20 protein-coding genes and 2 pseudogenes are annotated in these 23012 nt (G+C 44.1%); 13 read left to right on the forward strand and 9 right to left on the reverse strand.

Annotated features, from left to right (window positions below; genetic code table 11):
• The first annotated feature begins 208 nt into the window (after nucleotides 1–208).
• The 5 genes from V7K36_RS15585 to V7K36_RS15605 all read left to right on the forward strand — a co-directional run bounded on the left by V7K36_RS15585 (nucleotide 209) and on the right by V7K36_RS15605 (nucleotide 5753).
• Nucleotides 209–418 carry a hypothetical protein gene (locus tag V7K36_RS15585; RefSeq protein ID WP_335117142.1) on the forward strand — a complete coding sequence of 70 codons (210 nt, stop codon included), beginning with the start codon at nucleotides 209–211 and terminating at the stop codon, nucleotides 416–418.
• Complete coding sequence (locus V7K36_RS15590) at nucleotides 402–1049, forward strand: PEP-CTERM sorting domain-containing protein (RefSeq protein WP_335117144.1); 648 nt, start codon at nucleotides 402–404, stop codon at nucleotides 1047–1049. The genes V7K36_RS15585 and V7K36_RS15590 overlap by 17 nt, the downstream gene beginning before the upstream one ends.
• Before the next feature lie 182 nt (nucleotides 1050–1231).
• Entirely contained in the window at nucleotides 1232–3289 is a 2058-nt protein-coding gene (locus tag V7K36_RS15595) for a phospholipase C (protein ID WP_335117146.1), read from the forward strand.
• Nucleotides 3290–3524: 235 nt separating this feature from the next.
• Nucleotides 3525–4502 (forward strand): hypothetical protein, encoded by a 978-nt coding sequence (locus tag V7K36_RS15600; protein ID WP_335117147.1) that lies wholly within the window; start codon nucleotides 3525–3527, stop codon nucleotides 4500–4502.
• A gap of 204 nt (nucleotides 4503–4706) precedes the next feature.
• Nucleotides 4707–5753 (forward strand): PstS family phosphate ABC transporter substrate-binding protein, encoded by a 1047-nt coding sequence (locus V7K36_RS15605; protein WP_335117149.1) that lies wholly within the window; start codon nucleotides 4707–4709, stop codon nucleotides 5751–5753.
• 79 nt (nucleotides 5754–5832) lie between these two features.
• Here the strand turns inward: V7K36_RS15605 and V7K36_RS15610 are convergent, their stop codons facing one another.
• A complete protein-coding gene (locus tag V7K36_RS15610; protein WP_292795523.1) occupies nucleotides 5833–6552 on the reverse strand; it encodes a Crp/Fnr family transcriptional regulator in 720 nt (239 codons plus the stop codon).
• 527 nt (nucleotides 6553–7079) lie between these two features.
• Between V7K36_RS15610 and V7K36_RS15615 the strand changes: the two genes are divergently transcribed.
• Nucleotides 7080–7787: a DALR anticodon-binding domain-containing protein gene (locus tag V7K36_RS15615; RefSeq protein ID WP_335117151.1), complete on the forward strand. Its 708-nt coding sequence runs from the start codon at nucleotides 7080–7082 to the stop codon at nucleotides 7785–7787.
• 43 nt (nucleotides 7788–7830) lie between these two features.
• Here the strand turns inward: V7K36_RS15615 and V7K36_RS15620 are convergent.
• Nucleotides 7831–8088, reverse strand: a pseudogene (locus V7K36_RS15620) (zinc ribbon domain-containing protein); the annotation flags it as partial.
• Between the two features lie 498 nt (nucleotides 8089–8586).
• Nucleotides 8587–9456, reverse strand: coding sequence for a Cof-type HAD-IIB family hydrolase (locus tag V7K36_RS15625; RefSeq protein ID WP_335117154.1), 870 nt, complete (start codon nucleotides 9454–9456; stop codon nucleotides 8587–8589).
• Between the two features lie 122 nt (nucleotides 9457–9578).
• Here V7K36_RS15625 and polA point away from each other — a divergent pair, with 122 nt between their 5' ends.
• Complete coding sequence (gene polA / locus V7K36_RS15630) at nucleotides 9579–12524, forward strand: DNA polymerase I (protein ID WP_335117156.1); 2946 nt, start codon at nucleotides 9579–9581, stop codon at nucleotides 12522–12524.
• A gap of 90 nt (nucleotides 12525–12614) precedes the next feature.
• Nucleotides 12615–12830: a hypothetical protein gene (locus V7K36_RS15635; RefSeq protein WP_335117158.1), complete on the forward strand. Its 216-nt coding sequence runs from the start codon at nucleotides 12615–12617 to the stop codon at nucleotides 12828–12830.
• A gap of 109 nt (nucleotides 12831–12939) precedes the next feature.
• Here the strand turns inward: V7K36_RS15635 and psb27 are convergent, their stop codons facing one another.
• The 5 genes from psb27 to cofH all read right to left on the reverse strand — a co-directional run bounded on the left by psb27 (nucleotide 12940) and on the right by cofH (nucleotide 16870).
• Nucleotides 12940–13344 carry a photosystem II protein Psb27 gene (gene psb27, locus V7K36_RS15640; protein WP_335117160.1) on the reverse strand — a complete coding sequence of 135 codons (405 nt, stop codon included), beginning with the start codon at nucleotides 13342–13344 and terminating at the stop codon, nucleotides 12940–12942.
• Nucleotides 13345–13582: 238 nt separating this feature from the next.
• Nucleotides 13583–14263 carry a phosphatase PAP2 family protein gene (locus tag V7K36_RS15645; RefSeq protein ID WP_335117163.1) on the reverse strand — a complete coding sequence of 227 codons (681 nt, stop codon included), beginning with the start codon at nucleotides 14261–14263 and terminating at the stop codon, nucleotides 13583–13585.
• Between the two features lie 142 nt (nucleotides 14264–14405).
• Nucleotides 14406–15179 carry a COG4705 family protein gene (locus V7K36_RS15650; protein WP_335117165.1) on the reverse strand — a complete coding sequence of 258 codons (774 nt, stop codon included), beginning with the start codon at nucleotides 15177–15179 and terminating at the stop codon, nucleotides 14406–14408.
• A gap of 139 nt (nucleotides 15180–15318) precedes the next feature.
• A complete protein-coding gene (locus V7K36_RS15655; protein WP_335117167.1) occupies nucleotides 15319–15714 on the reverse strand; it encodes a hypothetical protein in 396 nt (131 codons plus the stop codon).
• A 13-nt stretch (nucleotides 15715–15727) separates the two neighbouring features.
• On the reverse strand, nucleotides 15728–16870 hold the full coding sequence (gene cofH, locus V7K36_RS15660) for a 7,8-didemethyl-8-hydroxy-5-deazariboflavin synthase subunit CofH (protein WP_335117169.1): 1143 nt from the start codon (nucleotides 16868–16870) through the stop codon (nucleotides 15728–15730).
• A gap of 660 nt (nucleotides 16871–17530) precedes the next feature.
• On the opposite strand from cofH, the gene V7K36_RS15665 reads away from it, so the two are divergent.
• Genes V7K36_RS15665 through V7K36_RS15675 form a run of 3 tightly spaced genes read left to right on the forward strand, consistent with a single transcriptional unit; the run spans nucleotide 17531 to nucleotide 19129 of the window.
• A complete protein-coding gene (locus tag V7K36_RS15665) occupies nucleotides 17531–17656 on the forward strand; it encodes a hypothetical protein (protein WP_335117171.1) in 126 nt (41 codons plus the stop codon).
• 25 nt (nucleotides 17657–17681) lie between these two features.
• Nucleotides 17682–17873 (forward strand): CbtB-domain containing protein, encoded by a 192-nt coding sequence (locus V7K36_RS15670; RefSeq protein WP_335117173.1) that lies wholly within the window; start codon nucleotides 17682–17684, stop codon nucleotides 17871–17873.
• Nucleotides 17874–17911: 38 nt separating this feature from the next.
• Complete coding sequence (locus V7K36_RS15675) at nucleotides 17912–19129, forward strand: hypothetical protein (protein WP_335117175.1); 1218 nt, start codon at nucleotides 17912–17914, stop codon at nucleotides 19127–19129.
• A gap of 414 nt (nucleotides 19130–19543) precedes the next feature.
• Here the strand turns inward: V7K36_RS15675 and V7K36_RS15680 are convergent.
• Nucleotides 19544–19738: pseudogene (locus V7K36_RS15680) on the reverse strand (IS630 family transposase); the annotation flags it as partial.
• 807 nt (nucleotides 19739–20545) lie between these two features.
• On the opposite strand from V7K36_RS15680, the gene V7K36_RS15685 reads away from it, so the two are divergent.
• Together V7K36_RS15685 and V7K36_RS15690 are read left to right on the forward strand one after the other, a co-directional pair.
• Entirely contained in the window at nucleotides 20546–21571 is a 1026-nt protein-coding gene (locus tag V7K36_RS15685) for a multicopper oxidase domain-containing protein (RefSeq protein WP_335117177.1), read from the forward strand.
• Between the two features lie 172 nt (nucleotides 21572–21743).
• Entirely contained in the window at nucleotides 21744–22775 is a 1032-nt protein-coding gene (locus V7K36_RS15690; RefSeq protein ID WP_335117179.1) for a helix-hairpin-helix domain-containing protein, read from the forward strand.
• Nucleotides 22776–23012: the final 237 nt, after the last annotated feature.

Raw genomic sequence — 23012 nt, forward strand, 5'->3', positions numbered from 1 at the left:
ATCTGCTATCCAGATTGGATGAATGCTTTTTTCTCACTTGTGAGAAATCGGAGTAATACTGCCATGACTATTTAATAAACTTTGCTTTTCCTTAACTTGTTATTAATTTTCAGGTAACAAAATACAGGAGTGGGGATTTTTAGCAGCTGCTGAGGTAGTGCAATCTTGAGGTTTTCCCAAGTGAGTAACTGCCGAACCCAGAGAGCTAATGGACAACTGCTTTAATATTTTGTCCCTTGTGGGGAAAATCAAGAATAATTTGCGGCGATGGAGATTGTATCAAATTATGGGTGCAGTCATTTTTGACTTTTGGATTTTTCTTTATACCTTCAAGCCTACCCATAGCAGTGTCTTCACTTTGGCATTATTCTTGGTGTGCAAAAACCGCACTTATCTAAACTATGGACAAAAATATTAAGATTAAACTTATGCTGAGTGCAACACCTTTAAGAAAGTTATCGCAAGTAACTGCTACCGCCGCCCTTGGTTTCGCTATGCTTGCACTTATTGGCACAGATCCTGCTCAGGCTGTCAATTTGAAAACATTTAATATTTCCGGAAATTTTGCTTCTACGGCTCTTGATGGTTCAGTAGGGCTACCTGTGAATTTAGCAAAAGGTTCTTTTAATGGAACTTACACAGTGGATGTGGATCAATTACCCGCTTCTAGTTCTTTTGTAGATTTGACAAGTTGGACTATCAACTTAGTTAATGACAATACTGTTTTGCGAACATTATCCAACAGTTTGGCTGGCAATACAGCTTACATTCAAGAGAACATACTTGCTTTTGCAGACGGCGGCTTATTGGCAGAGCAAAACAATAACTTGCAGAGTTTGGAACTATATTTTGACAGCAATTTCACAGGTACGAGTAGTACCAATGATGGAAAATTTTTGGACAACAGCGACCTTGGAAGTGTCCAAAGTTCGGGCATTACTGCCGTTACTTTCGCTAAAAGTGAGCCTGTTCCTGAACCTCAACCTTTTGCTGGAATAGCAGTTGTTGCTACTATCGGTTTGTGGCTGAAAAGAAAGCAAAAAGCTTAAATAGCAGCATAATTTTGCTTCTGCTCAACGGTATTAAGTTTTTGTCAATTTCGGAACCAATAAAGCACGGCGTAACCAAAATAATTATTTTAAATCAATCAAACGCTTGCTGTATATGAATTACGAATTGTGAATTTTGCATAGTGATATTACCTGCATAAAAATTACTAAGGAGATGTGCTTTGAAACGATTTACAAAGTTCTATTTTGCTCTAACATTCTTGCTACTACCGTCGATGTTTCTCGGCTCGGCGATCGCAGAGGATTCCTCTGCACACGAAGGATTGGCAGCAAACTCAACCGTCACAACTCAGCCAGATGCAACGCCAGACGTGACGCGATACTTAAATGATCCGCACAAGGAACCCCAGCTGCCGCCGAAGTTGCTCGCGAAACTAGTTCACGAGCGGATCAAGTATGTCTTCGTAATCTTTAACGAGAACCACTCCTTCGACAACGAGTATGGCACGTTGCCCGGTGTTAACGGACTCTACTCAGATGGACAAAAGCCTCGTGACTCAAAGAAAACGCCGGGCTTCACCCAGACCTATACGGATGCTAAAGGCGAGACTGTCACGGTTCAGCCATTCCGGATCGGGTCTGAACAGAACGCCAGCGCCGTTGACAGTGTTGACCACTCGCATACCGGACTTGCAACCAAGCTCCATGTTGTGGACGGCAAGCCACAGATGGATCAGTTCGTCAACGACGAGTACACACGCTTTGCGTCCAAGGGTGGAGCAGCCAACGTTGCTGAGGGCAAGCAGTTTGCCCACCTTGTGATGTCGCACATCGACTGCGACACCATTCCGTTCTTCTGGAAGTGGGCTAGTCGCTTCACGGTCTTCGACAACATCTTTGCAACCGAAGACACACCCTCAACCCCGAATGCGGTGGCGATGATCGCGGGCCAGTCGGGTGAAACGCAGTGGGTGAAGCACGGTGCGAGCGGCAAATCTTACACCGTGGGCAGCCACACTGGCACGACGCAGGGTGTACCCCTAGTCAACGACCCACAGCCATTCTATGGCTCCCAGTTCGACACAACGACGAACAACAAGCAACCTGCTGGTCCGAAAGAGAGCTACGCCGATGGCAATATCTCCTCGAACCTGACCTTCGCCAGTCTACCGCTCACCTTCCAGGGGCGCAATATTCGGTCAGTTTTAGCTGGCAACAGAAATCATTCATTCGATCTAGCCGATATCCAGCAGGATATCCCCTATATCCAGAAACTCCGAACTGAGCCTGTGAATTGGCACTGGTATCAAGAAGGCTACAATCTTGAGCCGACCGATACCAACGGCATCGCTTCCCACAATGCCTATGTCACCCATCACAACGGCGCACAGTATTTCGGCTATATCGCCAACACGCCGGAGGTGAGCAAAAACCTCCGTGGGCTTGGTGACTTCTTCACCGACATCGCCAAAGATACCCTGCCCAAAGGCGGCGTGTTCTACGTCCGTGGCGGCTACACGAACCAGCAGGGCTTGAAGCCGCCGATCACTAACCCCAACACGCCGCCGGATGAGATCGCCGCGATTAATGCAGCGAAGTCGGGCGATGACGACCATCCGGGCTACAGCGATCGCCAGCTCAGTGAGGGGATGGCGGCCAGGGTGATCAACGCAATCGCCTCAAATCCAAAGCTTTGGCAGCAGAGTGCTATCATCATTACCTACGACGAGTCCGATGGCTTTTACGACCATGTGCCACCGAGGATCTTGTCCTATGGGCCTGACGGGCTGCCGCTCTCCCGTGGTGTCCGTGTGCCGTTGATCCTAATCTCACCCTACGCGCGGACGCACGCCGTCTCCCACGCTGAGGGCGACCACAACTCGGTGATCGAGACGATCAACACGATCTTTGGTTTGCCCGCCCTCGCCAGTCTGCCTGATGAGGCACAGGCACTCGCTGCTGGCAACTCCCCAGAGTTCAACAAGTTCGGTCCGCCAGGATTTGAGCAGAAGTACCTCGGCCCACGGGACATCAATTCGCCAATCACCGATAGCCTGTTGTCGGGCTTCGATCCGAAACGACTTCTCGGCATCTCGCCGCCACTGCCAGCCTCATTTGCGAAGATTCCAGACACCGTTGTGAACACACTACCGCACTACGGTGGGCAAGGCTGCCGGGCGATCGGAATCACGCCGGAGGACAAGCGCCAGGGGATAGTCAACAAAATTCCCAAGGGCTTTAACCCACTACCAAGCACTTATCCAGTGGCTAACCCTTAAAAAAGAGGCAAGGGAGCAGGGAGCAGGGAGCAGGGGGGATAGAACAGAAGTGGGATTCGACCCCACAGCCACGAGAACCACTTATAAAAAGTGGGGGATTGAGACCCATGTTCCGCTCCCTGCCCCCTGCCCCCTGCCTCTTCGTTGAGTGCTGAGTAAAGAAGTGAGATTCCCCACTTCTTTACTCAGTAATCTTCAAATATCCCCATTTTTCGACATTCCCTGAGGAGAATTCATGCGCTTTGTCTTAGTCTTGCTGACTCTACTTGGTGTCTGCGGCTCGATTTCCACCGCTCAGGCGAGTTCGGTGATCAAACGTGTCAAGGAACACAATGTGGTTCGCTGTGGCAGCGTCGAACGGACAGGTCTGGCAACTGAAGCCGAGCCAGGAAGCTGGAGTGGTCTCAACGTTGACGTCTGTCGGGCGATCGCCGCCGCCGTACTGGGATCTTCTGACCGCATCGAATATCATCAGTACGAAACGCCGAAGGACTTCGACGCTGTGCGTAACCAGCAGGATGACGTATACTTTCTCACAGGTTCGGAGATTGACGAGCAGAAGCTGGCCGGTAAACTGCTGCCTGGCCCTACTATCTTCGTAGAATCCAATGCGGTGATGGTGGCGTCCACCTCGGCTGCACACCACGTCAGCGACCTGGCCAAAGAAAGCATCTGCTTCATGATTGGCAGTTCGGTCGAGCGGAGCCTCACAGCTTACTTCGGTGCGCTCCACAAGAACTGGTTCCGTCGGCCATTCTCTGAGGACGGGGAAATGATCGATACATACAACGTGCAAAATTGCCACGCGATCGCTGGTGAAATCACGACCCTTGCAAAGATCCGCCTCGACCCTGGAGTGAACCGATTATCGAGCCGCATCCTCCCGGAGCCACTGACGACCTTTCCGGTGATCGCTGCAACCGGAACCGAGGACGCTCAGTGGTCGGCGATCGTCGCGTGGACAGTGCATACATTAATCAACGCAGAAAGACCGGAAACACCCTGGTATGCAGGCGGTGCTGGGGCGATGCCGATTTCCGCACCAGAACTCGGTCTCGATCAGGAGTGGCAACGCCGCGTTCTCACATCTGTAGGTAACTATGGCGACATCTTTGATCGCCATCTGGGGAAAGGCTCCCTACTCCGGCTGAATCGCGGATTAAATGCGAACCATCTCCGAGGAGGACTTCTTCTAAGCCCGTTCCTTGAGTAATTTCAACTAAGCATAAAGGTGTCAGACAAAGTTTTTGGCGAAGATATTGATGGGAAAATTTATTATCCCTTGGCTTATAAAGTAGTCAGAAGTGAGGATTGTCAGAATTCGTTAAAAAAATACCCGTTCTCCAAATACAATCTCAAGTAGCAAGCACCTATCAAGTCAAGCACTTGTATTGAATGGACGCACGGGTAATTTACTATGTCCCAAAAAAACGAAATACCTATTCTTGTCTTATCCATCCTAATCACGGTCGGGCTAGTAGCTGGCGGTTTTTGGTGGTTCAGCAGAAAGTCTGGTCTTGAGCTAAATACAATTAATTCTGCTAGCACCAAAACGCCCCAAACTGGATCAGAACAACCTAGTGGCAGGACTTTCACCTCAGTACAGGATGTTCCTACAGGATTATTCAATTACGGAGGCAGTACATCTTGGGCACCGATTCGACTAGTTGTTGATCCAGTAATTCAAGCGGCGCAACCAGGGTTTCGACTGCGTTATGTAGAACCCAGCAATGCATCTCCTGGTTCTGGTACTGGTATCCAGTCGCTGATAGACGGTCAATTAGCTCTTGCTCAGTCTTCCCGTCCAGTTCTAGATCAGGAATTAAGCCGTGCCCAGCAGCGTGGGTTTAGTTTGAAACAAATTCCTGTAGCAATTGATGGTTTGGCAGTCGCAGTTAACCCCAGTCTCAACATCCCAGGAATAACGATAGACCAGTTAAAGTCAATTTACACAGGCAAAATCAATAATTGGAGCCAGGTGGGTGGCCCCAATATTCCGATTAAGCCCTATTCCCGCCGTATTGCTGATGGCGGTACGGTTGAGCTTTTTGTGCAAGACATCTTGGGTGGTCAAGCTTTCAGCTCCAATGTGGAATTTATCTCCACAACCACCCAAGCTTTGCAAAAATTGGCTGGTAGTCCTGGTAGCATCTATTACGCTTCTGCCCCAGAGGTGATTCCTCAATGCTCAATCAAAGCCTTGCCGTTGGGGCGGACGCAAGGGACATACATTGCTCCTTACCAAGAACCTTCTGTCCTCCCGTCGGAATGTCCTGGTAAACGAAACAAGTTGAACATTGAGGCTTTCCAATCAGGAAAATACCCGATTACCCGGAATCTGTTTGTGGTGGTCAAACAAAATGGTCAGACTGAGCAGCAAGCAGGTGTCGCTTACGCCAACTTACTGCTGAGTGAACAGGGACAGGAACTAATTACCCAAGCTGGGTTTGTCAAAATTCGCTGACAGGAGCGATCGCCGACCGCGGGGCGTAGCCCATCGCACTCAAGACAGAGTGGCGGAAATCGCCGCTCTGAACTGTGCTTTAACCAGCTCTATTAATTGACTCTGCTGGCAAGCAAATGAGATTATCGCCTTGAGTCAGGATTAAGCCACGTTGACGCAGCTTGCCCATCAAACGGGTGACGGTGACACGAGTGGAACCAATCGCGCTACCAATTTGGGCATGGGTGAGGGGAAAAGGCAGACAATAACCGCGAATCACATCAGGATCAGTGTCGCTCATTGCTGGCTCTCCATATTCCTCAATCAACAATGTCAGAAATCCTAAGAGTCGGTCAATTGTGCGGCGTTGTCCCAAGGCACTCAGCCACAGCAGCTTACGCTGGTGCTGATACCTAAAGGCATCCATGACTTCACGACGGAAGTGAGGCCAATTGTCTAGGTCGTGCCAATACATCCACAGCACCGCAGTTTGGTCAACATGGGCGTAAGCCTGAAGTGTGAATGGTGATTGGGCAACAATTTCAAATGGCTGTCCCGCTCCCACAAAACCCAAGAACGCTTCTTCTGGGGTTCTGTTGATTCGTCGAGACGTTAGCTGACTAGCAGTCGCACTAACTTGTGCGGTTCCCACCATGCGGATCGCACCCCTTTGCACTAAATATAGCAATCCAGGTCGAGCTGGAATGCGCTCATCTTTGCTAAAGGTGCGGCAGCGGTAGTGTTCTTGAGCCCAGTCAAGAATGCGTTGCCAAGTCAAAAAAGGCCGTGATGCCTCAGAAAAGGAGGATTGAGATTGCATAGGTAACAAAGAGCGTTCGGCTGAAAACAAAGACGTGTAAATAAAAAGGTGCAAGGAGTGTCTTTGTGTTGGCGAGGCAGGCTTAACGCCTAACAGCGCCAGCCAATCCAAAGAATAGAAAGCAAATTACTCTCTACTCTTTTGTTATACTTCCTACTGTACAATGATGGTAGTAAAATTTACTTACTATTCATCGATTATTCATTAAATTTTATCCTCCTCTCATTTTTCTTCATAAAGATTAGATTTATACCCCAAGATAGATGACAGAAAATTAAAAAATATATTTTACATGATTATTTCAATAAAATTACGTGCATGATAAATTACTAGCCAGCAAATATACGTCAATAAAACAGCTAGTATATAGCCATTTAATAAAATTACTAAGTATTAGTACTCATAATATTAAATCTAAAAGCATAAAAGATGAGAAAAGTCATCTATATAAAGATAGAGATTATAGTAAAGTTTTGTATATCTCAGGTGTAGCCCTGCGACTTTCAAAATCTCAGAATCGAAAAGCTATGGAGTTTGCTAGTGCGATCGCCTCAGATATATCAGGGATCTGTGGTGGCGTTTTTAGCATCCAAATAGTTCCCCCTGGTTGGATATATTTTGAATTGACTCACTCGACATTAGCGACTTGGTTACAAAGTGTGGCAGTCGGAAGTTCAGGGGAAGCAGGGGGCAGGGAGCAGGGGGCAGGGGGAGCAAGGGGAGATGAGGGGACAATTGATGCCCAATGTCCCATGCCCAATGCCCAATGCCCAATGCCCAATTCACTGTTTGCTGTTCAATATGCTCATGCACGCTGCTGTTCGCTAGTGCTTCTGGCTCACCGAGAGGGATTGATTAAACTTAGAGAACCAGTTCCAAATAGTAGTCCAGCATTTTGGAGTGTTATTGCCCCCAACCCCATACCTTGGCTCAACAGTGATGGAACATTGCGACTAAATCACCCAGATGAGCGTCGTCTAATTGCCGAGTTAGTACAAGTCATAGACAACATAGAGTGCCCTGATGTTAGCGGTTCTGTGAAATGGGATAAAGTCGCGCTGAATTTAAGCCAAGCTTTTGAAAAGTTCTGGTCTAATTGCCGGATTTGGGGTGAGGTGAAAATTACCTCACCAGAGATAGCTCAAGCCAGACTTGGATTGCTCATGGCTACTCAGTCAGTATTAAAATATGTGCTAGAGGAAAATTTGGGGATTTTTGCGCCCTTGGAGTTATAAGTCATTGACACTCTCAGGTCTAAAGACACTGAGATTCTTCAATTTAAGACATAACTTGCTCAAGCAGGTTTGCACCAACTAGAGTAGAGGTTTCATCTCCTAAAGCGTTGCTTGCATCTAGTGCAAAGGTTCCTGTGTGTCCCACAGTACCCAATCCTCGACTAAGGATATTTCTAGCTGCGTTTTCATCCCTATCCATGAGACAACCACACTTACAAACGTGCGTTCGAGTTGATAGAGTTTTCTTTACAATTTCGCCACAGCTAGAGCATTCCTGGCCACTATATTGTGGATTGACCGCATTTGCTGCTCCGTTTTGCATCATCTATTGCCGTTAATTGCGCTGACTTCCCATAAGCTTTAAACTCAAATACAAGCATAGTTTCAACCTCCTATTTTATACTAGCATAGTTGGTATAAAAAGTTCCCAGTCAGGAAAGATTCAATGCGGTTAAAACCGCACGAGTCGCTTGTATCTCAGCACTTTTCGTGACTGAGCTTTACGCTTACCGGATAGATGGTAATGTTGTTTAGTACAGCATTTCCGAGATTCGTAGCTTTTTTAAATGCAGAGGGACGCTGAGAGAAGCGCAGAGGTTAGCCAATTTTAATTCGCTATGAAATTCTGTCACTTAACCAGAAAATAAAAATTTTTATCACAGCTATTGACTGAATGCATCACCTCGGCTACATTAGCAGGTGTGTGAGGAGCGAACCAGCTAGGGCACCGAGACGAAACACGGCCAGTCGTCGGTGTCCTTTCTGATTTTTATGGGTTAGGTTTGAATAAGTGCCCTCATTACAGCAAAAACTTTTCAATTGCTACTGCTGCTCCATCTTCCTCTACACTAGGAGCTACCCACTGCGCGATCGCTTGCACTTCAACTGGTGCGTTACCCATAGCTACACTAAGTCCAACATACTCCAGCATTTCGAGATCATTGAAGTTATCGCCAATCGCCATAACGTTAGCTATCTGTAATCCCAGAAATTCTTCGGCTAGGTAACGCACAGCAGTTCCCTTATTCACAGAGGCGTTAGTTGCTTCAAAAAAGGTAGCAACAGATGTTGTCATATAAAGTTCAGCAGGTGTGTATTGGCGGCGCAAATTTCCCAATAGATTGTCGATCACATCAGTGTCATCACACAAAGCGAGAATTTTTGTCGGTTCAGTTGTTAAAGCTTGGCGCAAATCACCCACAGGAATGGCGATAACACCAGAACGTTCTGCATAAATTTGGGTTTCTCTGGTTAACTCACGGACATATAGCTGATCATTGATGTAAAAGTGGACAGATAGAAGCGATCGCAACTCCGGCTGTTCAAAATAGTCGATTAGCTGGTGGGCAATTTCCCTAGAAACAGCCCAATGGCGATGAATTTTTTGGGTGATTGGGTCTTGAATCCAGGCTCCTTGATAGGCCATTAATGGTAAAGTAGAGCCGATTTCTTGGTGAAAGCGCAAGGCGGAACGATACATTCGACCTGTAGCGATCGCCACTTGAATTCCTCGTGCTTGGGCTGCAATAATAGCTTGCTTTACACCTGTACTGACGGTGTTAGACTCTCCGGCGATCGTGCCATCTATATCCAAAACTAATAGTTTAATGTCTTTTGCAGCAGCCTGATGATCAGTAGATGCCAAATGTGTGGCAGATGCTTTCTGCATAATTTCCTAGATTTGAAGTTCCAGTAAGAGGTTATACCATTTTGGATTTTAGATTTGAGATTTTGGATTGGGAATAGCGTTCTCGTTAACTATGTAACGAAGCTTCTGGCTAAAATAGGGCTATGTCTGAAACTTTCACTTCTGCAACCGCAACACGCCCCACGTTCATCCTCGTAGATGGACACTCACTCGCTTATCGTTCATACTTTGCTTTCGCCAAAGGGCGAGATGGAGGACTGCGTACCAAAACGGGGATTCCGACCAGTATATGTTTTGGTTTTGTGAAGTGCCTGCTAGAGGTAATGGCAACACAACAGCCCCAAGCAATGGCGATCGCTTTTGATTTGGGTGAGGCAACTTTTCGGCACGAAGCTGACGAGACTTATAAAGCCGATCGCCCAGAAACGCCAGAAGACTTCATTCCCGACTTAGCAAACCTCCATGAGTTGCTGAATGGCTTCAATCTACCATTTTTCACTGCCCCTGGTTTCGAGGCAGATGATATTTTGGGAACCTTAGCACAACGAGTAACTGCTTCTGGGTATAGGGTGAAGATTCTCACGGGCGATCGCGATTTATTTCAACTGATCGACTCTGACAAAGAAATCACTGTTCTGAATTTTAGTCCAGATGCCCTAAAACGCTCTACAAATAGCATCACAGAATTTGAAGCAGAACAAGTCAAAGAAAAAATGGGCGTTTTACCTTCACAAATTGTTGATTTCAAAGCTCTTTGTGGTGATAAATCAGATAATATTCCTGGAGTCAAAGGAATCGGTGAAAAGACAGCAGTGGATCTGCTAAATACCTATGGTTCTCTTGATCATATTTATGCTGCGTTAGATGAAATTAAAGGCGCAACTCAGAAAAAACTCGCAAGTGGTAAAGAAGACGCTGATAAGTCTCGCTATTTAGCAACCATAGTTTTAGATGTTCCAATAGAATTTAATTTAGAAGATTGCAAATTAAAAGGGTTTGATACAAACGTCTTATCACCAATTTTAGAAAAGTTAGAATTCAAGTCTTTTTTAGGCAAAATCAACGACCTCCAGCAACGTTTTGGTGGCAAAGTTGCAGAAAAACAAGAAGCCAAAACTGACACAATTAATCCCAACTCTACTAACTCAGAATTGAAGGATGATGAAGATAATGATTTGTGGTTTTTCAGTGCTAGTGATACAGCAGCAGTTCCACAACAATCTACTTCCCCGATTACACCACGCATCATCAACACCAAAGCAAAACTAACTGAGTTAGTGAAACTTTTGCAAACATTCACTAATCCAGATACTCCCGTTGCTTGGGATACTGAAACCACTGATTTAGAACCAAGAGATGCTGAGTTAGTAGGAATTGGTTGCTGTTGGGGAACGAAACCAGATGAGGTAGCCTATATTCCTGTGGGGCACAAAACTGGGGAAAATTTGCATAAAGATTTGGCGCTAGAAGCATTACGCCCAATTCTCGAAAGTGCCGATTATCCCAAAGCTCTACAAAATGCCAAATTTGACCGCTTAGTTCTAAGGTGTCAAGGAATTAATTTGGCGGGAGTAGTGTTTGATACTATGCTGGCAAGTTATATTCTAAATCCAGATTTTAAACATAATTTGATGGATTTGGCGCAGCACTATTTGGGATTGACGGCTAAAAGTTATTTAGATTTAGTTCCTAAAGGTAAAACCATCGCTGATATAGATATTACCGTCGTAGCAGATTACTGCGGTATGGATGCTTATTCTACTTTTGGTTTAGTAGCGAAATTGCGTGAGAAACTGGATAATTTTCCAGCTTTATCTAAGCTATTAGTGGAAGTTGAACAGCCGCTAGAAGCAGTTTTAGCCCAAATGGAATACACAGGTGTCCGCATTAATTCAGCTTATTTACAAGAACTTTCGCAGCATTTAGAAACTGAGTTAGCCAGGTTAAAAGAGGAAGCAACTGAAATAGCTGGAGAAAATTTTAACTTGGGTTCTCCGAAGCAAATGAGCCAAATCTTGTTTGAAAAGTTGGGATTAAGCACTAAACATTCTCGGAAAATTCAAACGGGCTACTCTACAGACGCAGCAACTCTGGAAAGACTCCAAGAAGATGATAACACTGGATTTGTTGAGGCGATCATTGAGTATCGCACCCTATCGAAATTAAAGTCTACTTATGTTGATGCATTACCTGCATTGGTGCGTCCAGATACGCAACGAGTGCATACCGATTTTAATCAAGCAGCGACATCAACTGGTAGGTTATCTTCTTCTAATCCGAATTTGCAAAATATCCCCATTCGTACAGCTTTTAGTCGTCAAATTCGGAAGGCGTTTTTGCCAGAAGCTGGTTGGTTAATGGTGGCTGCTGATTATTCACAAATTGAATTGCGAATTTTGGCTCATTTGAGTCAAGAGCCGATATTAGTGCAAGCATATCAGCAAAATGAAGATGTTCACACTGTTACCGCGCGGTTAGTATTTGAAAAAGAAAATATAACATCAGAAGAACGAGGGATGGCAAAAACTATCAATTTTGGCGTGATTTATGGAATGGGTTCTCTAAGGTTTTCGCGCTCAACTGGGATAGATAAGACTATTGCCAACGAGTTCATTAAGCGATTTAATGAAAGATATCCTCAAGTATTTGCATATTTGGAGCGAGTGAAAAAAGAAGCGATCGCTCTTGGTTATGTAGAAACTATTCTCGGTCGCCGTCGTTACTTTGACTTTACTCATAATAGTTTACGCAAATTAAAAGGTAGTAACCCAGAAGATATTGATCTGAGTAAATTGAAGAATTTGGGTGCTTATGATGCGGGTTTATTACGCTCTGCTGCTAATGCACCAATTCAAGGTTCAAACGCTGATATTATCAAAATTGCAATGGTAAGATTGCATGAGATTTTGAAGAATTATCAAGCGCGTTTGTTGTTGCAAGTTCACGATGAATTAGTGTTTGAAATCCCCCCACAGGAATGGGAAGAATTACAACCGCAAATTAAGTCGGTGATGGAAAACGCAGTCCAGTTGAGTGTACCGTTACTGGTGGATGCGCGTGTTGGTGAAAATTGGATGGAGACGAAGTAAGCGATTAGAAATCGCGGCTACACAAACGAAGTCCCTTTGGGTTCGCCAGTCGCCTGCGGAGGAGCCAGCGCGGTCTTGGGGGTTTCCCCCATGAGCGACTGGCGTTGGAAACCCTCCCGCAGCGCTGGACTCACCGCCTACGCAGACTCCAGGAATTTGAAACCCACGGAGGTAGGTAAAGTCTCATGTGGCCGCGAATTTCATGAGACTGTTGGTCAATCTACTCTTTTGTTAGACCCCTCACCACTAAAACCTTGGTTTGGCGATGCTTTCCCGCCCTGCAATAAATTGCCGGCTAATAGCTAAAGTGCGTTGAAACGCACTGAAAATTCAAAAAATTAAGATGGATTGAGGCTGAGGGGTTAGACCCCCTATCAATTCGCCAACAGTCTCATGACCTTCGCCTGGGCAAGAGTTAACCGCCACGCTTCAGCGCTACTTCAACCTGCTGTAACTCCTTATCTAAACGATTTTTGAGTTTTTCGGGTACAGGACGATTTGGGTAAGAACTGTAGTGTCCAGCTAGGGAGTTGAGGGCTGTTCGCATGGTTGTAAAGGAGGCAAGACCAGAAACAGAGTTAACCCGCTGATAGCGAGATGAAAAGTCATTAATTTTTTGACGTGTTTCTGCTTGAACTGCTGTTTTGTCTGGTGAATCTTGTGATAAATCCAGAGCTTGTCTCATAATATTGACCACAGCTAAGGTGTCTTGGCGATAATCCCCACTCAAACTATCTGGACTGCCAGAACAGCCCATTAAGCCGATAGCTACAACCAAAACCAGCGCAAGCAAACGCGACCAATAGCGCTTCATATGCATTAAGTAGAAGAATACGTAAATCAATGTCCATCGTATCTTGAATTGGTATCTTGGGGATCATTTAAGTGGGGAGTAGAGAGTGGGCTGGGCTGTCTCATTCACTAAAAGACGCTCAATTACAAGCATCTTGGGCAAAAAATCAGGGGATTAAAAAATCTGATTGGACAATTATCATCGCAATGTCAACTCTTGGAGAGGCTTTGCCAAGAGCTTGTGAGTTAGAGTTATCTAACTTTCCCTACCTCAATTTTTGCAATTTAAGCATCGTAATACATATCATCAGCCACAAAAAACCGACTCCATAACCTGCAATTATGTCTGTAGGCCAGTGGACTCCTAAATATAAGCGGCTGATACCAATAGCAGCAATTAAAATAACTGTCAAACTATAAATAACTTTGGCAAAATGAGGATAGTGAGTTGCCAACTCGTAAGCAATAAAACCATAAAGCACCATAGAACCTAGTGCATGACCACTAGGAAAACTAAAAGATTTTTCAGAAATCAACTGATGCCACAGTTCAGGGCGAGGTTTAGAAAAAAACAACTTTAGTCCTGTATTTAAAATTAACGCTCCCAAGCAAGCAATTACAAAAACTTTTGCTTGTTCTCGGTAACGTCGCCACCAAAGCAACAAGACAGTAACGCCTGCAACTACAATCACTGTATTAGGATTACCAAGATTTGTAATAAATAGGATTAAATTATCTAAATTTGGATTGGCGAACTGATGTAGCCATAACAGAAAAGTAGTATCAAATGCAAAAGCTTCTCGCTCCAAAACCTCTTCAGCCAGTTTTGCTAAAACAAAAAGGATGAGCAGACAACTAGCAAGTCCAACAATACCAATTGTGGCAATTAAGGGAGCTAAACGAGGATGTATATGACGCAACCAGAAATTAGAAATTTGTCGGAGCATACTTTAATTTCATTCATCGTTAGAAGGCGTAACCACGATTAGTCTTCTCTGCTTTAGAGTTGTGAACAGGATACAAACTCCAAGTATTCACACAAGAACTATAGATGAGCCGATAGTACCAAAATCGAGATGCTTAAACGCATCACTCAATTGGGTAACGTACTTTTTTCTCCTTTCGCACGGAAAAGAATAGGACAACCGCCAGCAGGATAAAGGCGATCGCGGAAGCATATTCCCTTGGCAGTGATAGACCGCCACTTTTGACTGGTTTGGTCAGAAAATCTCCGAAGGTGGCTCCGAAGGGACGTGTGAAGATGAACGCGAGCCAGAATAGAAAGATATCACTCAACTTTGTTAAGTAGTGAAGGGCGATGACAATACCAATGACGCTGGCTGTCACAAATGCGCCCTGGATATAGCTTAGTCCCAAGTTGCTTGTCAGAAAGTCACCAAAGGCCGTTCCCAAACTGTTGGAGAACACGACAGCCAGCCAATAAGTGGTTTCTGCATCTTTCCTGATGATCGGATAAACACTCAGATCCCGATCGCGGTAGTACCAGATGCTAAGAACGCTCAGAAGACCGGCTACCAGAATAAGCGATCCCACTGCGTAGCCCAGCCCAAGAGATCGATCCATCAAGTCTGAAACTTCGGTTCCAGCTGTGGTTGTAGCGATGATGGCCGCCCAATAAAGGGCAGGACGATATCTGTCGGATTGAATTTGAAAAAACAGGAGAATAGCCAGAATGGTGAACGTTACGGCAAAGGCTACGTAATACCCCAGTCCAAGAGACATTGAGATAAAGTCACCCGCCGTTTCGCCAAGCGTCGTGGCGATGATCTTCATGATCCAGAAGAAAATTGTGACTTTTGCAACTTTGTTCATTTCTTTTTCACAATAAAAATAGTAAGTCATCGTAGAGAATGCTGACTGTTGCTGCAACACGCTGTTCGCAAACGCTTGCCGCAGGCAGGCATCGCAAATTACCACCAAATTGCTAGGTCACAAACAGAGAAATGCTCAAGTTGAGAAGGCGATCAATCGCTAATCAGTTTTATCGGTCAATCGGCAGTAAGGCTGGCTTCTTCTGCTTAAGGCTTAAGTAAATAACCAGGCTTACGATTATGGAGAGAAAAAGCATACTGGTTCCGACCGTACCAAAACCGAAACCTCCATTTGTAGCAGATTGGGATAGTAAATCACCCATAGATGCTCCCAGCGGACGAGTTAAGATGTAAGCTAACCAGAATGCCAAAACTGCATTCATGCGGAAGTAAAAATAACCGATCGCTATAATTGCAATTGAAGCGCCAAATATCAGTGCCGATTGTGCATAACCCAGTCCCAAAGACTCTGCTAAGAGGTCTCCTGTTGCAGTGCCCAAGGCAAACGTAAACAAAACAGTTACCCAATAAAAAAGCTCTCTTTTAGCTGTATTTATGGAGTGCATGGCTAATCTACTCTTAACTCCTAACTTTTTGATAAAGAGTATCCCGTTGTTGGTAAGGTCTTCCTAAAGAAGCGATCGCAGCTTGCAAGGTTTCCACTTCCATACACGTACCGCCCAAAGCACCTGCCATTGTGGTAATATGTTCTTCCATTAATGTGCCGCCGATATCGTTGCAACCCCAAACTAAGGCTTCCGTTGCACCAGCAAGCCCCAGTTTTACCCAACTCTGCTGATGGTTAGGAATCCAATTACCTAAGTAAATCCGCGCCACAGCCCCTAGCAGCAGTGCATCGGTTAAAATTGGTTGATCGCGTCCGACACGACGACGTAAGGATTTCGGCGCTTCTTGTCCAACGAAGGGTAACAAAATAAACTCTGTGATCTTTGCTGGATATCCCTGATTGATGGCGGTTTTTTGGAGCGATCGCAATTTTTCTAAATGTCCAATTTGCTGCTCGTGGGTTTCAATATGCCCAGATAACATGGTGCTAGTAGTATGCAAGCCTAATTTGTGAGCGGTGCTGACAATTTCTAGCCAAGTGGCTGTGTCAATCTTCTCTGGACACAGTATTCGCCTAACTTCATCGTCTAACACTTCAGCTGCTGTTCCTGGCATTGAGGCAACACCAGCATCGCGCAAAGCAATAATCACATCAGCATACTTAAGTTCGTCAAGTCTGGCGATAAATTCCACTTCCTGGGGAGAGAAAGCATGGAGATGTATCTGGGGAAATTCTTGTTTGATGGTTTCCACTACCTTGAGATAGTAGGGCAAAGATTTACCATTTATCTGCGCTTGTGGATTTAATCCGCCCTGCATACAAATTTCCGTCGCACCCCGGCGCACCGCATCTGTCGCTTTTTCCAAAATTTGCGCCGAATCTAACCAGTATGCACCAGCATCACCATCATCTCGACGGAAAGCACAAAAACTACAGTGCTGCTCACAAATATTAGTAAAGTTGATATTACGATTAATTACGTATGTAACCGTATCCCCGGCTTGAGTGTGGCGGAGTGTGTCGGATGTAACACGTATTGCAGCGATCGCCTCCGGGTCAGTTTGTTCTAACAATACCACTCCTTCTTCGAGAGATAAGTCGTATCCCATCAAGGCACGGTCAAGAATTTTTTCAACAGCAATTTTTGTCAGCATTACTTTCTTAATTTCTCAGTTTTATAGTTTATATAACCCATTAACAAAAAAAATAGTGTGGTTTTGCCACAACTATTTTGATTTATTAATAGACATCTTTGTATTAGCGGGAATCCTTAGTAAAGCTCTGATCTTACTAATTTGCCCTTGTTTGTGGTGTTCATCGATGTTGTATTAGCAACCCAAGCGCCATACCAATGCCGGTATCCTTCACCTGTAGTAATACTTGCAGTTTTCTGCAATTGTGAAATATGAGACGAAGTACTTATTTTTTACCTCGCATAATTAATTTCAGTAGACCGAAAAGTTCTGCGTTAGCGAACGCGTAGCGTCTCGTAGAGAAACTCACCGTACCCCTACGGGGAAGCAAGCTATGCGTAGCGTCTGGTAGAGAAGGTATTGCTCTGTGATCGATAGCTGTAAACCCAATTATTATCCACAAAACCGTATTCTAAGATACATTTTTTCGATAAATTATTGAGAAATTTAATATAACTAAAACTAATGAATTAGCCAAAAAGGTAAGGGTAACTCTCGCACCATCCGTGAGTAGCAAGCGACAAAACTAGTCACACTTACGACATAAGATTGCAATGCCCCTGTCATTTAGATAGGTTTTACTAAACCTTACATTGATGTTAATATAGGTAATCTTCATGAATGAAACCGAAACAGCTGGCTCAGTATGCTAGTACGGCTCATACAGAGTCTTATTCATCTGTTTTCAGTGATTTACTGTTCACTGCTAACTATAGAAGTCAGAATGCCTACCGAATCAATCATTAATATCGTTTTATCTGCGAGGTACAAAATGACAGTTCAATCTTCTATTTCGATCCAGCAACAAGTCACCCGTCAAGTGCTATCAGTGCCTGTACAATCAGCGCTCTATATTGGACTATGTTCTTTGACTCTGTGGACAATTTATTTCACTACATACCCCGCTATTCATGATACGACTCATACTCTGCGTCACCACACACTGATGGTGAGTTGCCATTAGTTGATTGAGTCAATGATTAGCAGGAGTGAAGAAATCAAATGACAAAACTTAAGTGGTCTAAGCTAATCGGTGCGATTTGCATGATCGGAATTATCCTATATGGTTGGATCGGACTTTCCCAATCCCCTCAACCATCGGTGCGGCTAACAACCAATCCACCGATTAATCAGGTTCGACCCCTTGAAGCTGAAGCCACCACAGTGTTGGGATCTGGGCACTACAATCCGCCAGTGCAGCTGATGCTGCAAGCTTTCGATGCTCAAGGGCAATCTTTAAAGAATGCCAAAATCCACTTGCAATTGTTCACCCGTCCTAAAAACCCCTGGTTCACAACAGATTTTCCGATCGTCGAGGGAACAAAGTTGCTGGACATTGAGGGCAATGCACCAACAGGTCAGTTGCAAGTTCAACAAACCCTGCCGATCCGGGGAACGTATCAACTCCTGGTAGCAGTTACTCCGCTCGTTGCCAATGCGTTTGAGCCGATTCAGCAAAAGCTGACGCTGACGCTGCCTGAAAATCCCTTAAAGTTCCGCTACTTTGGCATCCTGGTTGTGATTTTGCTGGCAGTTGGGCTACTAGGAGGTTGGGTGATTGGGGGTAGACAACCGATTCAACCGGGAGAAATTGCTCCGCAACAGGTGCGATTATTGTTGAGTGGATTGATTGTGCTAGCCATAGCTGCACTCCTCTGGGTCAACATCAGCGCTGAACTTGCCGAATCACATATGTCGATGTCGATGCCAGGTATGGAAGAAGAAGTTCCGCCCTCTAGTAAGCCCGCTAAATTGCAGTCTCAAGGACTTTATATGCAACTATCGGGTGATCAGAGTGCAACGGTGGGTCAACCTGCCAAGTTGCAGGTTAGCGTCAGTGATCCCAAAACTAGCCAACCCGTGACAGATGTGGTGTTGAAGGTAACAACCACCCAACTCGAAAATAATTGGGTGGCGTTTGCTTATGAGGGTACTCCAGACAGCAACGGAAAATTGGCGTGGGAGCAGGAGTTCTTTGATGGTGCCCCGCATAGCATTGTTGTCGAGGTTGCGCCGCTTGCAAACGCAAAAGAGCAATTTCAACCATTCCAAGTTGCAGAGAATATTCCAGTCAAAGGTGTCGCTCCGCCGATGTCTGTCCGATTGATTTCGCTGACTTACTTTACCGGAATTGTGGTAATTGGTTTGCTGCTGGGACTGTGGCTGCGAAAGCGGCAGACTCCGCGTACCGACTTGACTTGGAAGCGTAGTGTTTCGTAAGTCAATAGACCTCTTGCAAAAGTCCCTAACACCCCACCCCCTCCCCGCTCTTCGGGAGGGGAGCGTTTGCTTTACTCAAATGCGGGGTGGGGTTCTTAATTTTTGATTTATGCAAGAAGTCAATGTCAACCAGCCCTATTGCTGTGTCATTCGGTTGTAAATTCATTTGCCCTTAGTTTGTTCACCCAATGACCAGACAGGCTGATTGCCTAAAATCCATGTCGGATACCATTGAGTGTTCGATATGGATTTTTATAGACACAGCATCAGAAATTGAACCCTGCAATTTATTTATGAATCATCAACACATTATATTCGTCTGCACAATCTGTGGAAGTAATCATCAGACAAAACAGTATGTTGCTAAAAGCGACGGTGAACTGCTGCTAGAGAAATTACAAACCCTATATACGACTAGTATTTGATTTCTGAAAAAACTCCGTACATCTGGAGAGACAGAAAATCAAAGGTAGTGTTTCGGATAAACCACTCAAACATCCACTTTAAATGAGAGAATGTTGGAATTAAAGCGCAAAAACATCTAACCCAGGTTTTTGCTTGTAACCAAATATCTTCTATAGGATTTTGTGATGGGCAATTAGGAGCAAAAGTATTCCAAAGAATGATCGCTTTCAGATTAAAATCTAAACTGTATTCTTAATTTTGGTAAAGTATCATGATTCCAAAAAGTACATTTGAAAGCCAACTATTGCGTTCTTTTTTTCACCATGTGGATTCACTGCCCCCCGTGAATGGCAAGAAAAGTGCTATCTTAGCTTTCTTTATAGGTATCTTATTTGGTATATTTGATTTCTGAACAAAAAAATTAGGTATTGTAGGGTGTGTTAGAACGAAGTTCGTAACGCACCATTCTCAAGGCTTAAGTGCGTTACGCTATCGCTAACACACCCTACGTGTCTTTTCAAAAATCAAACCGAATTCCTATAGGTATCGAAAATTTCTTGAAATGCGATATATTTTTATCTCTAAGCTAATTAAATATCTTACACCTTACCAATAATTTATTGCCGGCATTTAGTTCCTAAATACTATGATATGCATTATTTCTAATCCGATTAATGTTAAAGCATTAGTCAGATCAGGAATAGATACAAAAAACTATTTATTTAATTTATTTATACTTTTGATTTAAGTAAAAATACCATTAACTGAGAAAAATTGCCTAGAGTTTTGCAAGACAGATAATCACGGTAAAATCCCACAACCAAGAACGAAAAAGAAATACCCTACTCCCTATTTTCAAGACAGATTCTAGCTCGATCTAAATCGAATAATTTTAGTAGCAGTTTTGAACTACTATAAAATTATTGACAATAATTATTAATTCCTCTAATATTTAAAAGCAATTGCAAAAGATTTGCAATTCTTTTTTGGCGCTAACCGTAACTAAATGTCATGCCCAACAACTTCGCTCTAGGTAACGAAAAACCGTGGAGCCGCCGTCAATTACTGAAGCTGGGCCTAGCAGGTGCTGGAGTGACTGGTGCAGCTGCACTTTGGCAGATGCTAAATCTACAAAATCAGTCAATGGTCAAAGTGCCACCACTCGATATAGAAGCACCAGACGATGTTACTAATCCGATGAAGATGTTAAGAGATTTTGATTATGGGACGGTAAAGCAAGAAAATGGGCGGACTATCCGGGAATTTCAGTTAACTGCGGGTACTTCCATAATAAAGCTCAATAGTGCTGTCTCTTACAACATCTGGGATTTAAACGGTCGCATACCTGGGCCAACGCTACGGGCAAAACAGGGCGATCGCATCCGGGTACTATTTCTTAACAATGCGGGACATTCTCACTCTTTGCATTTTCATGGCGTTCATCCGGCAGAAATGGATGGTATTCGCCCAATCAGAAATGGTAGTGCCACAATTTATGAATTTGATGCTGAACCCTATGGTGTTCACTTATACCACTGCCATATTCAACCCGTCACCCGTCACATCGCTAAGGGGCTGTACGGAATGTTTATCATCGATCCACCTACTCCCCGTCCGCCAGCTGATGAGATTGTACTAGTGATGGGTGGATATGACGTGAATGATGATAGCCATAATGACTATTACGCCTTCAACGGTCAGCCCCACTATTACATGCATCATCCGATTCGCATTTACAAAGATCAGTTGATTCGGCTGTATGTTCTGAACATTATTGAATACGATCCGGCAGTGACGTTTCATCTCCACGCCAATTTCTTTGATGTTTATCGCTATGGCATGAGTATGACTCCTAGCGAGAAAAGTGATGTAATTACGATGGGTGTAGCAGAAAGGCACATCTTAGAATTTGCTTTTCGTTACCCAGGTAAGTATATGTTCCATCCCCATCAGGATGCGATCGCAGAAAACGGTTGCATGGGTCAATTTGAAGTACTTGCTGAGAGCAACTCTAAAAATCCTGTTAAAAATTCTTGACAATATTATTAGTAATTCGTAATTAATTTATTAAAGTTTTAGGGAAATAGTTGATAAAAAATCTCATTATATGCGACAGTAAAATCTATGACAATGTGTCAAACAAACTACTTTCTAGTAATAGTTTGAAATGTTTCAATTAATACCTTTTTTAGTTGTGCGAGGAGCAAAGATGATAAAATTTCGTTATATCTGTTTAACAGCAGCAGCAGCCTTAATAGTTACCTTGAGTTCATGTAGCAGTACACCAACCGCAGAAAATCCATCAGCACCAGTTACTAGCCCTCAAGCTACAGAGGCAGTAAGTGAGAACAGTCATAGTGGTCACGGTGGCAAAGAAAAAATTAACATTAACAGTGCTATCTTGTCAGAATTGGATAAGTTTGAAGCGAAGCTAGGTGTCCCGGCTTTATCCAACAAAATTCAGGCAAATCGTCCTTATGGCAGCCCAGAAGATTTAGTTACTAAAAAAGTAATTACTCAAGAACAGTTCAACCAAATTAAAGACCAGGTTGGTGTTCAGGAAGTGGTACTCACCGGTGAGGCAAAAGATGTTGACTACATGTCTAAATTAGGCTTAATGAAAGGGCATCTTTTGGTAGCACAAGAACTACTGGATCAAAATCAGCCGAAACAGGCAGAACCTCATATTGGACATCCAGTTGAGGAGATTTACGTTGATGTAGAAGATCAACTTAATGAGCGCAAAGTCAAAGAATTTAAGACAACATTGGTGAGTTTGCAAGATTTGGTGAAATCTAGTCCGAAGGATAGCAAAGTTAAAACTAATTTTGCCTCTTCAATGCAAGCAGTTGATTCCGCGATCGCAGCTTTGCCAGCAGATCAACGCTCAAAACCAGGATTTGTGCTCCAGATAATTAACGAATTGCTAGATTCAGCTAACTCCGAATATGGCGCTGCGATCGCAGATGGTAAAATAACCGCACCAATTGAGTATCAAGACTCTCGTGGTTTTGTCGTTTACGCCAATGATTTATACAAAGGAATTTCTAGTCAAGTAGCTCAAGCCGATCCCGAAGCACACAAAGCGATCGACAGTAGTTTCGCTGAACTAATAAAAGTTTGGCCCGCCGCCATCCCACCAGCAAAAGCAGTCAAAAATCCTAATGATGTTACCAAGCTGGTGAAAACCATTGAGGAAAACTCTCAAAAAGTGGTTGACAAATCCAATACCCAAGCATAGCAATAACACTTTCATTTAATGGGAAGCATAGGGTAAGGAGTTTAAAATGAGGAAATAGTTAGGAGTTAGGAGTTATGAATTAGGAGTTAGGAGTTAGGAGTTAGGAGTTAGGAGTTATGAATTATGAGTTATGAGTTAAGAATCCCGATCTGCTAACTCCTAACTTCCAATTCCTAACTTCCAACTCCTAACTTCCAACTCCTAACTCATAACTTCCAACTCCTAACTCATTACATT

Source organism: Nostoc sp., assembly GCF_036919555.1.
Classification (GTDB): Bacteria; Cyanobacteriota; Cyanobacteriia; order Cyanobacteriales; family Nostocaceae; genus Nostoc.